Origin of the sequence: Methylomagnum ishizawai, from assembly GCF_019670005.1 — a bacterium.
Lineage (GTDB): Bacteria > Pseudomonadota > Gammaproteobacteria > Methylococcales > Methylococcaceae > Methylomagnum > Methylomagnum ishizawai.
Genome location: NZ_AP019783.1, coordinates 2,009,010 through 2,021,507 on the forward strand (window position 1 = coordinate 2,009,010; position 12,498 = coordinate 2,021,507).

11 protein-coding genes are annotated in these 12,498 nt (G+C 65.2%); all 11 read left to right on the plus strand.

What is annotated here, in order from left to right; genetic code table 11:
- Positions 1-9 precede the first annotated feature (9 nt).
- Positions 10-2,100: a flagellar biosynthesis protein FlhA gene (gene flhA, locus K5658_RS09160; protein ID WP_221066632.1), complete on the plus strand. Its 2,091-nt coding sequence runs from the start codon at positions 10-12 to the stop codon at positions 2,098-2,100.
- Positions 2,101-2,144: 44 nt separating this feature from the next.
- Positions 2,145-3,746 (plus strand): flagellar biosynthesis GTPase FlhF, encoded by a 1,602-nt coding sequence (gene flhF, locus K5658_RS09165; RefSeq protein WP_221066633.1) that lies wholly within the window; start codon positions 2,145-2,147, stop codon positions 3,744-3,746.
- Positions 3,747-3,774: 28 nt separating this feature from the next.
- Entirely contained in the window at positions 3,775-4,605 is an 831-nt protein-coding gene (locus K5658_RS09170) for a MinD/ParA family protein (RefSeq protein ID WP_221066634.1), read from the plus strand.
- On the plus strand, positions 4,602-5,381 hold the full coding sequence (locus K5658_RS09175; RefSeq protein ID WP_221066635.1) for an RNA polymerase sigma factor FliA: 780 nt from the start codon (positions 4,602-4,604) through the stop codon (positions 5,379-5,381). The genes K5658_RS09170 and K5658_RS09175 overlap by 4 nt, the downstream gene beginning before the upstream one ends.
- Positions 5,382-5,590: 209 nt before the next feature.
- Positions 5,591-5,965: a chemotaxis response regulator CheY gene (locus tag K5658_RS09180; protein ID WP_246628602.1), complete on the plus strand. Its 375-nt coding sequence runs from the start codon at positions 5,591-5,593 to the stop codon at positions 5,963-5,965.
- 14 nt (positions 5,966-5,979) lie between these two features.
- Positions 5,980-6,732 (plus strand): protein phosphatase CheZ, encoded by a 753-nt coding sequence (locus K5658_RS09185; RefSeq protein WP_221066636.1) that lies wholly within the window; start codon positions 5,980-5,982, stop codon positions 6,730-6,732.
- Positions 6,733-6,744: 12 nt separating this feature from the next.
- The gene (locus tag K5658_RS09190; protein ID WP_221066637.1) at positions 6,745-8,946 is read left to right on the plus strand and encodes a chemotaxis protein CheA; all 2,202 of its coding nucleotides are present in this window, start codon (positions 6,745-6,747) and stop codon (positions 8,944-8,946) included.
- 9 nt (positions 8,947-8,955) lie between these two features.
- Entirely contained in the window at positions 8,956-10,026 is a 1,071-nt protein-coding gene (locus tag K5658_RS09195) for a protein-glutamate methylesterase/protein-glutamine glutaminase (RefSeq protein WP_221066638.1), read from the plus strand.
- Positions 10,014-10,757 (plus strand): flagellar motor protein, encoded by a 744-nt coding sequence (locus K5658_RS09200; RefSeq protein WP_221066639.1) that lies wholly within the window; start codon positions 10,014-10,016, stop codon positions 10,755-10,757. The genes K5658_RS09195 and K5658_RS09200 overlap by 13 nt, the downstream gene beginning before the upstream one ends.
- A 3-nt stretch (positions 10,758-10,760) precedes the next feature.
- A complete protein-coding gene (gene motD / locus K5658_RS09205; protein ID WP_221066640.1) occupies positions 10,761-11,609 on the plus strand; it encodes a flagellar motor protein MotD in 849 nt (282 codons plus the stop codon).
- A complete protein-coding gene (locus K5658_RS09210; RefSeq protein WP_221066641.1) occupies positions 11,606-12,409 on the plus strand; it encodes a ParA family protein in 804 nt (267 codons plus the stop codon). The genes motD and K5658_RS09210 overlap by 4 nt, the downstream gene beginning before the upstream one ends.
- Positions 12,410-12,498 lie beyond the last annotated feature (89 nt).

A 12,498-nucleotide genomic window follows, 5' to 3' on the forward strand; every position in this document is an offset into this window, starting at 1 on the left:
ATTTCCGTCATGGCCACCGTACTCGAAAGACTCAAGCTGGTCGGCGCGATGGGCCTGGGCGCACCGCTCATCATCCTGCTCATGATGATGATGATGGTGGTGCCGCTGCCGCCCTTCATCCTCGACCTGTTCTTCACCTTCAACATCGCCTTTTCCCTGCTGATCCTGCTGGTGACGGTCTACACCCTGCGACCGCTGGATTTCGCCATCTTCCCGACGGTGCTGCTGGTCGCGACCCTGCTGCGGCTGAGCCTCAACGTCGCCTCCACCCGCGTGGTGTTGCTGGAAGGCCATACCGGGCCCGACGCCGCCGGCAAGGTGATCGAGGCTTTCGGCGAATTCGTCATCGGCGGCAACTACGCGGTCGGCCTGGTGGTGTTCATCATCCTGATGATCATCAACTTCGCGGTCGTCACCAAGGGCGCGGGCCGCGTGTCCGAGGTGAGCGCCAGGTTCACCCTGGACGCCATGCCCGGCAAGCAGATGGCCATCGACGCCGATTTGAACGCCGGGCTCATCAACCAGGAAGAAGCCAAGACCCGCCGCAAGGAAGTGGCCCAGGAAGCCGATTTCTACGGTTCCATGGACGGTGCCAGCAAGTTCGTGCGCGGCGACGCGGTGGCGGGCATCCTGATCCTGTTCCTCAACGTCATCGGCGGCTTGCTGGTCGGCCTGTTGCAGCACCAGATGGCGTTCGCCGACGCGCTGCAAAACTACACCCTCCTCACCATCGGCGACGGCTTGGTGGCGCAGATTCCTTCGCTGCTGCTGTCGGTGGCGGCGGCCATGATCGTGACCCGCGTCGGTGGCACCAACGAGAATGTCGGTGCCCAGTTCAGCGCCCAGTTCTTCAAAGATCCCCGGCCCTTGGCCCTGTCCGCCGGCGTGGTGGGCTTGATCGGCCTGATTCCGGGGATGCCGAATATCGCCTTCCTGTTGCTGGCCGGGGCCATGGGCGGTTCGGCCTATATGATCCAAAAGCGCAAGCGGCGGCAACAGGAAGAGGCCGAGCGCCTCGCCGAAGCGCCCAAGCTGCCCGCGCCGCCGGAAGTCAAGGAATTGGGCTGGGACGATGTGCAGCCGGTGGATTTGATCGGGCTGGAGGTCGGCTACCGCATGATTCCGCTGGTCGATAAGAACCAGGGCGGCCAGCTCATGGCCAAGATCAAGGGCGTGCGCAAGAAGCTATCGCAAGACCTGGGGTTCCTGATTCCCTCCGTGCATATCCGCGACAATCTGGATTTGGCGCCCAACACCTACCGCATTACCCTCCTGGGTGTCACGGTCTGCGAGGCCGAAGTCCTGCCCGAGCGGCTGATGGCGATCAATCCGGGCCGGGTCTACGGCACTTTGCGCGGGGTCGAGGGCCGCGACCCGGCGTTCGGCTTGGAAGCGGTCTGGATCGAACCGGCCCAGAAGGACCATGCCCAGACCCTGGGCTATACCGTGGTGGACCCCGGCACCGTGGTCGCCACCCATCTCAGCCATATCCTGCAATCCAACGCCCACCAACTGTTCGGCCACCAGGAAGCCCAGCAATTGCTGGACATGCTCGCCAAGACCACGCCCAAGCTGGTCGAGGATTTGTGTCCCAAGACCCTGCCCTTGAACGTCATCGTCAAGGTGCTGCAAAACCTCCTGGCCGAGGACGTGCCGATCCGCGATATGCGGACCATCGCCGAAACTTTGGCGGACTTCGGTCCCCGCAGCCAGGATGCCGCCATTTTGACGACGGTGGTGCGGGCGGCCTTGGGACGCTTGATCGTCCAGAGGATCACCGGAACCGAGCGGGAGATACCCGTCATGACCCTCGACCCCGATCTGGAACAATTGTTGCAAAAAGTCCTGCAAGGGGCCGGCCAGGATGGGGCCGGTCTGGAACCGGGGCTGGCGGAGCAAATCCACAAGTCCTTGGAAGAGAAAACCCAAAAACTGGAAATGGAAGGCCATCCGGCTATTCTTTTGGTCTCCTCGCCGGTACGCGCCTGGCTTGCCCGCTTCGTGAAGCACACCATCGGCTCCTTGAGTGTCTTGGCCTACAATGAGATTCCCGAGGACAGGCAGGTCAAGGTAGTAGCTAGCATAGGACAGCGGGGTTGATGTCTTCCCTATGACAACAGGCTTTCCGGCCGTAAGGTGCTCGGATGAAAATCAAACGCTATTTCGCCCCCGATATTAAGCAAGCCATCCGTATGGTGCGGGAAGAGCAGGGACCGGATGCCGTCATCCTGTCCAACCGCAAGGTCGATGGCGGTGTCGAGATCGTGGCGGCCCAGGATTTCGACGAGCAAGCCCTGTTGGACCGCGGCAAGCCCCAGGATCGCGCCCCCGCCGCCGACCCGCAAGATTTCCCCGCCGAGCCCCGCGCCGCCGCCGATGCCAAGCGCCGCGCCGAGGACGCCTTCCGCGAAGCCCTGGGCAAATACACCCCCGATACCGCCCCGGCCCGTGCGCCCGAACCCGCGCCGCGCCGCGCCGAGTTCACCCCGGCCGCCGCGCCCGCGCCCAGGCCGCAAGCCGCCGCGCCCGCGGCCAGACCCCAGCCCGCCGCCTATTCCGAACCCGGCGCCTACCGCGAACTGCCACCGAACCCGTCCCGTCCGCGCCCCGGCCTGAACCTGGGCCGGGGACTCCTCGACGAGATCGAACGCGCCGAGCCACCCGCCCCGCGCCGGCCCGAACGGCCCGCGCCGGAGACGAGGCCGAACCCGCCGCCGCCATCCCGCCCCGCCGAACGCCCCCAGCGTCCCGCCGCCGACGCCCGGTTCCATGAAACAACCCAAATCCGCCACGCCACGCCCGAAGCCAGTGAAGCCGGCCACGTCCTCCGGGCTTTGCAGCGGGAAATGCGGCAGATGCGGCAGGTGTTGGATAGCCATCTGGGCGAAGCGCGCTGGAACGCCGAGGCCCAGGCCGCCCCGGCCCGGCTGGACCTGTTGCGCGGCCTGGGCGAACTCGGCTTCTCCAAGAAGCTGAGCCTGGAGGTCGCCGAGCGCGCCGGGTATACCGAAGATTTCGACGCGGCTTGGCGGCAGGCCCAGGACGTGCTGGCCCGCCGCATCCCCATCGCCGACGACAACCTGCTGGAATACGGCGGCGTGGTGGCCTTGGTCGGCCCGACCGGCGTCGGCAAGACCACCACCATCGCCAAGTTAGCGGCAAGATTCCGTATGAAGCACGGTTCGCGGCAGGTGGCTTTGATCACCACCGACAATTACCGTATCGGCGCCCAGGAACAACTCGGCACCTATGGCCGTATCCTCGACGTGCCGGTGCGCAACGCCGGCAGCATCGACGAACTGCGCTACCACCTGGCCGGTTTCCACGACCGCCGCTTGGTCTTGATCGACACCGCCGGCATGGGGCCGCGCGATATGCGGCTGGCCGAGCAAATCGCCTTGTTCGCCCGCAGCGAGACGGCGGTGCGGTCCTATCTGGTGTTGTCCGCCGCCAGCCAATACCGGGCCATGCGCGAGGCCGTCGAAGCCTTCGGCGGTTTCGCCCCGGAAGCCTGCATCCTGACCAAACTGGACGAGACCGCCCAACTCGGCACGGCCTTATCCGCCCTCATCGAAAACCGGCTGCCGGTCGCCTTCCTCTGCGACGGCCAGCAGGTGCCCGAAGACCTCCATCAAGCGCGCCCGCATGTGCTGCTGGACCGGTGCTTCACTGCGCCGGCCGACGACGCGGACCTCGATCCCGGACCGCTTGCCTACGAAGACTGGGTGTCCCATGCGAATTTTTGAAACAGACCAGGCCCATGGAATCAGAGTTATGAGCCAGACCAATCCAATCCGCGTGATGGCGGTATCCAGTGGCAAAGGGGGCGTTGGCAAGACCAACGTGGCGGTGAACCTGGGCGTGTCGCTCACGGGGATGGGACGCCGGGTCGTGCTGTTGGATGCCGACCTGGGCCTGGCCAATGTGGACGTGCTGCTTGGGCTCCATGCCAAATATAACCTGTCCCATGTGCTGAGCGGGGAGCGCAGCCTGGACGAGATCATGGTCGAGGGGCCGGGCGGGCTGAGGATCGTGCCGGCCTCCTCCGGCATCCAGCGCATGTCCGAACTGAACCACGCCGAGCAGGCGGCGATCATCCACGCCTTCGCCGACCTGAACCAGGACATCGACGTGCTGATGGTCGATACGGCGGCGGGGATCGCCGGCGGCGTGGTGAATTTCGTCCGCGCCTGCCAGGACGTCCTCCTGGTGGTGGTGGACGAACCCACCTCGCTGACCGACGCCTACGCCTTCATCAAGCTGATGAACCGCGATTACGGCGTGTTCCGCTTCCATATCCTGACCAATATGGTCCAGGACGTGGTCCACGGCCAAGCCCTGTTCAGCAAGCTGTGCAAAGTGACCGACCGCTATCTGGACGTGGCCCTGCATTTCCTGGGGGCCATTCCCCAGGACGAATATCTGCGCCGGGCGGTGCAGAAACAGAATCCGGTGGTCCTGGCCTATCCCAATAGCAAATCCGCCCAGGCCTTCCGGGCCACGGCCCTGCGCACCGACGCCCTGCCGATCAGCCAGCGCGGCGGCGGCGGTTTGGAATTCTTCGTCGAGCGCATGATCCGCTATAGCAATACGGCAACGGTATGAACGGAATAGCTTTGTACGCCCAGGTGCAATCGCCCGGCACCGATGCGTTGGTGGCGCAGAACGCCTTCCTGGTCAAGCGCATCGCCTACCACCTGATGAGCCGCCTGCCGCCCTCGGTGCAGGTCGAGGACATGATCCAGGCCGGGATGGTGGGGCTCTTGGAAGCCGCCCGCCAGTACGACGCCGGGCAGGGCGCGACCTTCGAGACCTATGCGGGCATCCGCATCCGGGGCGCGATGTTGGACGAACTGCGGCGCTACGACTGGACCCCGCGTTCGGTGCATCGCAAGGCCCGCGAGGTGGCCGAGGCCATCCGGCTGATCGAGGCCCGCACCGGGCGCGATGCCCGCGACGCCGAGGTCGCCGAGCAATTGGGTCTCTCGATGGACAACTACCACGATATCCTGCGCGACGCGCAAAGCTGCCGGGTGTTCAGCATCGAGGAATTGACCGAATCGGGCGATGGCGCCTTGGAGGAATGCGCCGATCCCGCCGCTTCGCCACCCGAGGGTTTGGTGCGGGCCGGTTTCGCCGAAGCCTTGGCCGATGCCATTTCCGGCTTGCCCGAGCGGGAGCGTATGGTGGTGTCGCTGTACTACGAGGAAGAACTGAACCTCAAGGAGATCGGCGAGGTGTTGGGCGTGAGCGAGTCCCGCGTGTGCCAAATCCAGGGCCAGGCCATGTTGCGCCTGCGGGCGCGGATGCAGGGCTGGCTGGACGCCGAGCGGATGCCTGTGAAGCGGCGCGAGGCCAGGGGGCGGCGGTTGGGGGCTTGAGGGGTCTCCGGTCTCAAGGCTCCGGCCTCCCACCTCCCGCATCAAGCCTCCCAATTGTGTGCTAGCCTCATTGGCATAGATCGAATCCACAACGCCATCCCGACCGATGCCCACCCAGAGACAAGCTCCCAGGCCCCAGGCCGCCCCCGCCGGGGCGGGAAGCGTCGGCCCGAACCGTCAGACCGAGGTGAAAGACCTTGAATAAGAATATGAGAATCCTGATCGTGGACGATTTTTCCACTATGCGCAGGATCATCAAGAACCTCCTGCGCGAACTCGGCTTCAACAATACCGTGGAAGCCGACGACGGGCAGTCCGCCTGGCCCAAGCTCCTGGGCGGCGGCATCGATTTCCTCATCACCGATTGGAACATGCCCGGCATGAACGGCCTGGATTTGCTGCGCATGGTCCGGGCCGAGCCCAACCTCATGCATATCCCGGTGCTGATGGTGACGGCGGAAGCCAAGCGCGAGCAGATCATCGAAGCCGCCAAGGCCGGGGTGAACGGCTATGTCATCAAGCCTTTCACCGCCGCCACCCTCCAGGAAAAGATCGAAAAAATCTTCGAGCGCCTAGACGCTTGAACGGAAGTTAGCCCATGGCCAAGAAAAAGAACGCCGCTCCGCTTCCCGCCGACGCCGACCCGCGTATCGCCCAGGCGCTGGCCCTGGTCTCCGCCTTGGAGCGGGGCGACCAGATCGAGGCCGACCAAATCCTCGACGACATAGGCCGGGTCCGCGAAATGACCTTGTTCCAGGAAGTGGGACGCCTGACCCGTCAACTACACGACACCCTCGCCAGCTTCGCGGTGGACGACAAACTCGCCCATCTGACCGAGCGCGAAATCCCCGACGCCAAGGAGCGCCTCAACTATGTCATCGCCATGACCGAACAGGCGGCCAACACCACCCTCAACGCGGTGGAAACCCTGCTGCCCATGGCCGAAGCCCTGGCGGGCCAGGCCGGCGAACTGGGCGGCCAATGGCAGCGCTTCCGCCAGCGGGAAATGCCGTTCGAGGAATTCAAGCAGCTCAGCCTGGACCTGGCCGAGCATCTCGCGCAGTCCGGGCAGCAATTGGTGGCCATGCAAACCTTGTTGGGCGAAGTCTTGATGGCCCAGGGTTTCCAAGACCTCACCGGGCAGATCATCCGTCGGGTGATCCAGTTGGTTCAGGAGTTGGAATCCAATTTGGTGGACATGGTGCGCTTGTCCAGCCGCCGCTATCGCGCGGAAGGCGACGCACCGGAACCCGCCGTTCCCGCCTTGGGTCCTTGCGTGCCGGGGGTCGATGCCAACGCGGTGCATAGCCAGGACGATGTGGACGGTTTGTTGTCCAGCCTGGGGTTTTAAGGGAAAGCGGCCATGGCCATCGATCTCGACGACGAAATCGTCCAGGATTTCCTGGTGGAAGCCGGGGAGATATTGGAAAAGCTCAACGGGCAATTGGTCGAGCTGGAAAACACGCCCGACGACTACGATTTGCTCAACGCCATTTTCCGGGGTTTCCATACCATCAAGGGCGGGGCCGGTTTCTTGAACCTGGGCGTCCTGGTCGGGGTGTGCCACCGCGCCGAGGATGTGTTCAACGCCTTGCGCCAGGGCGAGCGGCGGGTCGATGCGGTTTTGATGGATGTGATCCTCGAAGTCCTCGACGTGGTCAATTCCATCTTCAAATACATCCGCAACGGCAAGGACCCGGAGCCGGTCGATCCCGATTTGCTGGACCGGCTGTCGCGTTTGCTGCAACCGCAGGCCGCGCCCGAACCCGCGCCAGCCCCGTCATCGCCGCCCGCGCCAGCCGTTGCCGCTCGGGTACAAACACCCGAACCCGTGGCGGCCCTTCCGGTCGCCTCCATGCCCAAGCCCAGCAATGTGGTGGAAGCCGATTTGTTCGCCATGCTGGAACCCGGCATCGTGGGCGAGGTTCCCGCCGCCGAACCGGTGGAACCCGCACCGGCCCAGACCCAGGCCGAACCCGACGAAATCACCGAGGAGGAATTCGAGCGGTTGTTGGATCAGCTGCATGGGGGGGCGAAGCGGTCCGGCCCGGCGGCTCCGCCCGCGATTCCCGCCGCCGAACCCGCGCTGCCCGTGGGCGATACGATTTCCGAGGACGAGTTCGAGGCTTTGCTCGATGATTTGCACGGCAAGGGCAAGCATGTCGGCGTTCCCGCGGACGCGCCGTCCCCGCCCCCTGCCCAGCCCGCCGCCGACCTGATCAGCGAGGACGAATTCGAGGCTTTGCTCGACAACCTGCATGGCAGGGGCCGGCATCTCGGCACCCCCCAAACCGAAGCGGCCAAGCCTTTGGAACCTCCGCCCGCTTTCCACGAGGCCGCCCACTTCGATCCCGCCAAGACGACGGCCAAGTCCACCGCCTCTCCCACCACCACCGCGGTGGAAACCACGGTGCGGGTCGATACCCAGCGCCTGGACGAGATCATGAACATGGTGGGCGAGCTGGTGCTGGTGCGGAACCGTTTCCAGACCCTGCGCAGCGCCTTCAACGACGATGCCATGACCAAGGCCATCGCCAACCTGGACGTGGTGACTTCGGACCTGCAGCTGTCGGTGATGAAAACCCGGATGCAGCCGATCAAGAAGGTGTTCGGGCGTTTCCCCAGGGTGGTGCGCGACCTGGCCCGCAGTTTGAACAAGGAAGTCCAGTTGGAACTGCGCGGCGAGGAAACCGACCTCGACAAGAACTTGGTGGAAGCCCTGGCCGATCCCCTGGTGCATCTGGTGCGCAACGCCGTGGACCACGGCATCGAAACCCCCGAGGAGCGGGTCGCGGCGGGCAAGCCGCGGGAAGGCCGGGTGGTGCTGATCGCGGCCCAGGAAGGCAACCATATCGAACTCGCCATCGAGGACGATGGCAAGGGCATGGACCCGGAAACCCTGCGCCGCAAGGTGGTGGAAAAAGGCTTGATGGACCAGGAATCCGCCGCCCGCCTGGACGACCGGGGCTGCTATGAATTGATCTTCATGCCGGGGCTTTCGACCAAGACCGAGATTTCCGATGTCTCGGGCCGGGGTGTCGGCATGGACGTGGTGAAGACCCGCATCTCCCAGATGAACGGCACGGTGGCGGTGGATTCGGTGCTGGGACGGGGGACCCGCATCATCATCAAGCTGCCCTTGACCCTGGCGATCATGCCCACCCTGATGGTCAAGCTCAACCAGCAGCCGTTCGCGCTACCCCTGTCCAGCGTGGTGGAAATCCTCGACCTCGACCTGTCCAAGACCAACACCGTGGACGGCCAGTTGGTGGCCCTGGTGCGGCAGAAGGTGCTGCCCTTGTTCTATCTCAAGGATTGGCTGATTCCGGGCTACGATCCCGAGCGCGGCAAAGCCGGCCATGTGGTGGTGGTGATGGCGGGCGGGCGGCATGTCGGCTTCGTGGTCGATCATTTGATCGGGCAGGAGGAGGTGGTCATCAAGCCCCTGGGGGCCAAACTGCGCGGCGTACCGGGCATGGCCGGGGCGACCATCACCGGCGACGGCCAGATCGCCCTGATCCTGGACGTGCCCGGCCTGATGAAGCGCTACGGGCCGATGCGGTAGGGGGATGGGATGGTTTACCGGGTGCTGGTGGTCGATGATTCCAATTTCATGCGCCATCGCCTGACCGAAATCCTCAACGGCGACGACCACCTCGAAGTGGTGGGCAGCGCCGGCAACGGCCTGGACGCCATCCGCATGGCCGCAGAACTCCAGCCCGATGTGATCACCATGGATGTGGAAATGCCGGTCATGGACGGCATCACGGCGGTGCGCCGGATCATGCGCGAACGGCCCACGCCCATCCTGATGTTCTCGGTCTCCACCCAGGCCGGCGCCCGCGCCACCCTGGAGGCGCTGGATGCCGGGGCCATGGATTTCATCCCCAAGCAATTGCACGAAATCAGCGCCGACAAGGAAACCGCCAAGCGGATGCTGTGTGGCCGGGTATTGGAACTGGCCCGGCATCGCGCCAAGGTCCGCGCCTCGCCCCCGCCCCGCCCGACCGTCCCCCCCGCCCCCCGTCCCAGGCATCCGCCATCCCAGTCCGGCCATGTGCGCGGCGTGAGCCTGATCGCCATCGCCGCCTCTACCGGCGGACCCACCGCCGTCCAGAAGGTCCTGGCCGCCTTGCCCGCGCAACTGCCGGTGCCGGTGCTGGTGGTGCAGCATATGCCGGGCAATTTCACCGGCAGCTTCGCCGAACGCTTGAACCAGGTTTGCGCCATCGAGGTCCGCGAGGCCAAGCACGGCGACGAGTTGCGGCCCGGCCTGGCCTTGGTGGCACCGGGCGGCGTGCAGATGGAACTGCGCGAACAAGCGGGCCGCAGAACCATCGCCCTCCGCGAGGCCGCCGAGGGTGAATATTTCCGGCCCAGCGCCGATGTCACCTTCGCGTCCCTGGCCGGTCTGGCGCACAGCCCGCGGGCGCTCGTCATCGTGCTGACCGGCATGGGTTCGGACGGCAGGCAGGGCGCGGCGCGGTTGAAGGCGCGGGGCGCGGCGGTCTGGGCGCAGGACGAACGGAGCTGCGTGGTCTACGGCATGCCCAAGGCCATCGTCGATGGCCGGCTGGCCGACGCGGTCTACGACCTCGACGACATGGCCGATGAATTGGCGCGGGGGCAACCATGGACGGCTTGACCATCGCCGGCATTTTCCTCGGGGTGGGGGCCGTCGTCTTCGGCAATTTCCTGGAAGGGGGCCATATCGGCTCGCTGCTGAACGGTCCCGCCCTGGTCATCGTGATCGGCGGCACCCTGGGCGCGGTGATGCTGCAAACCCCGCCAGCCGTGTTCGTCTACGCGCTCAAGATGTTGCGCTGGGTGTTGTTCATGCCGTCCATCGATCCGGGCGAGGAGATCAAGAAGCTGGTGGGCTGGAGTACCCTGGCCCGGCGCGAAGGCTTGCTCGGCCTCGAGAATTTCATCCCCAACGAGGCCGATTTGTTCTCCCGCAAGGGCTTGCAATTGCTGGTGGACGGCAACGAACCCGAAGTCATCCGCGATACCCTGGAACTGGAACTGGGCGTCAAGCAACAGCGCGACCTGACCGCCGCCAAGGTGTTCGAGGCCATGGGCGGTTATTCGCCCACCATCGGCATCATCGGCGCGGTGATGGGCTTGATCCATGTCATGCAGAACCTGTCCGAGCCGGCCAAGCTGGGCAGCGGCATCGCCACGGCCTTCGTCGCCACCATCTACGGCGTGGGGCTGGCGAATTTGTTGTTCATCCCCGTCGCCAACAAGCTCAAGGCGCGGGCCTCGGCGCGGCACCGGGCGCGGGAACTGGTGCTGGAAGGCGTCATCGCCATCGCCGAGGGCGAGAACCCCCGCAATATCGAATTGAAGCTGACCGGCTTCCTGGATGGGTGAGCCATGGCTAGACGCAAGCGCTCCGAAGACGAGCATGAAAACCTGGAACGCTGGTTGGTGTCCTATGCCGATTTCATCACCTTGCTGTTCGCGTTCTTCGTGGTGATGTATTCGATTTCCTCGATTAACGAAGGCAAATACCGGGTGCTGTCGCGCACCCTGGCCGAGGTGTTCATGGAGGATGGCCGCAAGGTTTCCAGGGCTGGCGAGCCGGTCCAAATCTACGATGGGGAGCCGGGCGAGTATCTGGTCGGCAGCCCCGAAACCGGCCTGGGCGCGGAATCCCCCGAACCCACCGCCGACGGCGATCCCCAACGGGAACAGGCCCGGCTGGAAACGGTCGCCGACCGGTTGGAGGCCGTGCTGTCGCCCTATATCCAGGACGATCTGGCGGTCGTCAAGCGCCACGAGTTCTGGCTGGAGGTCGAGATGAAGAGCGGGTTGTTCTTCCCCAGCGGCAAGGCCGCGCTCGCGCCCGAATCCCTGCCGGTGCTGTATCGCTTGTCGGAAATCTTCCGCGAGATCCCCAATCCCATCAACATCGAGGGCCACACCGATAACATGCCCATCAGCACCGCCGAATTCCCCTCCAACTGGGTGCTATCCTCGGCCCGCGCCGCCGCCGTGGTGAACCAACTGACCCGCAATGGCGTCGACCCGCGCCGCCTCGCCGCCATCGGCTATGGCGAATACCATCCGGTGGCGGAGAACGCCAACGAGGAAGGCCGTTACCGCAACCGGCGGGTGGTCTTGGTGGTGATGTCGAACGGCGCGGCGCGTTACGGCGCGCCGGCCTTGGACGCGCCGCCGCGATCCGCCGCCCCGCCCGCGCCGGCAACGGTGAAGCCATGAAGGTCTGGGCGGTTTCCAACCAAAAGGGCGGGGTGGGCAAGACCACCACCGTGGTTTCGCTGGGCGGCTTGCTGGCCGAGCGCGGCTATCGCGTCCTGTTGGTCGATCTCGATCCGCACGGTTCCTTGACCGGCTATTTCAAGATGAACCCGGACGATATCCAGGGCAGCGTCTACGATTTGTTCCAGGACGCCCTGGCGCGGCGCAAGCTCGAACTGGACCGCTATGTGCGGCCCAGCGGCGTCGAGGGCTTGTCGGTCCTGCCCGCGTCCTCGGCGCTCTCGACCATCGAGCGCCAGAACGGGGCCGGGGGCTTGGGGCTGGTGATGGGCAACGCGCTGGCCGGGGTGCGCGGGCGATACGATTTCGCCCTGATCGACAGCCCGCCCATGCTCGGCGTCCTGATGGTCAACGCCCTGGCCGCCAGCGAGCATTTGTTCGTGCCGGTGCTGTGCGAATTCCTGGCGCTCAAGGGCTTGGAGCGGATGCTGCACACCCTGGCCATGATCGGCAAATCGCGCCGGGTGGCGCTGCGCTTCACCATCGTGCCGACCATGTTCGACCGCCGTACCCGCGCCGCCCTGCAAACCCTGGAGGTCATCCGCCAGCGTTTCGGCGACCAGTCCTGGCGCTCGGAAATCCCGGTCGATACCCGCATCCGCGAGGCCAGCCAGATAGGACAGCCGGTATCCCGCTTCGCGCCCGGCACCAAGGCCGCCGCCGCCTATGCCGAATTGCTGGAGGACGCCCTGAGCGGCGGCTTGACGCAACAACGGTCCGGGGCGCTGGCCCATGGTTAACCGGCCAAGTTCCGGTTCCGGGCCAAGCCGGGGTCCAAAGCTCGCTTTGGCATGGAGTCCGGCCGCCCAAAGCAAACTTGGGATTCCAG

What these genes read in the sequence shown, in the direction of transcription:
- flhA (WP_221066632.1), top strand. Translation starts at nt 10, where the DNA reads ATGGCCACCGTACTCGAAAGACTCAAGCTGGTCGGCGCGATGGGCCTG.
- K5658_RS09180 (WP_246628602.1), top strand. Translation starts at nt 5,591, where the DNA reads ATGAGAATCCTGATCGTGGACGATTTTTCCACTATGCGCAGGATCATC.
- K5658_RS09185 (WP_221066636.1), top strand. Translation starts at nt 5,980, where the DNA reads ATGGCCAAGAAAAAGAACGCCGCTCCGCTTCCCGCCGACGCCGACCCG.
- K5658_RS09195 (WP_221066638.1), top strand. Translation starts at nt 8,956, where the DNA reads ATGGTTTACCGGGTGCTGGTGGTCGATGATTCCAATTTCATGCGCCAT.
- flhF (WP_221066633.1), top strand. Translation starts at nt 2,145, where the DNA reads ATGAAAATCAAACGCTATTTCGCCCCCGATATTAAGCAAGCCATCCGT.
- motD (WP_221066640.1), top strand. Translation starts at nt 10,761, where the DNA reads ATGGCTAGACGCAAGCGCTCCGAAGACGAGCATGAAAACCTGGAACGC.
- K5658_RS09190 (WP_221066637.1), top strand. Translation starts at nt 6,745, where the DNA reads ATGGCCATCGATCTCGACGACGAAATCGTCCAGGATTTCCTGGTGGAA.
- K5658_RS09170 (WP_221066634.1), top strand. Translation starts at nt 3,775, where the DNA reads ATGAGCCAGACCAATCCAATCCGCGTGATGGCGGTATCCAGTGGCAAA.
- K5658_RS09210 (WP_221066641.1), top strand. Translation starts at nt 11,606, where the DNA reads ATGAAGGTCTGGGCGGTTTCCAACCAAAAGGGCGGGGTGGGCAAGACC.
- K5658_RS09175 (WP_221066635.1), top strand. Translation starts at nt 4,602, where the DNA reads ATGAACGGAATAGCTTTGTACGCCCAGGTGCAATCGCCCGGCACCGAT.
- K5658_RS09200 (WP_221066639.1), top strand. Translation starts at nt 10,014, where the DNA reads ATGGACGGCTTGACCATCGCCGGCATTTTCCTCGGGGTGGGGGCCGTC.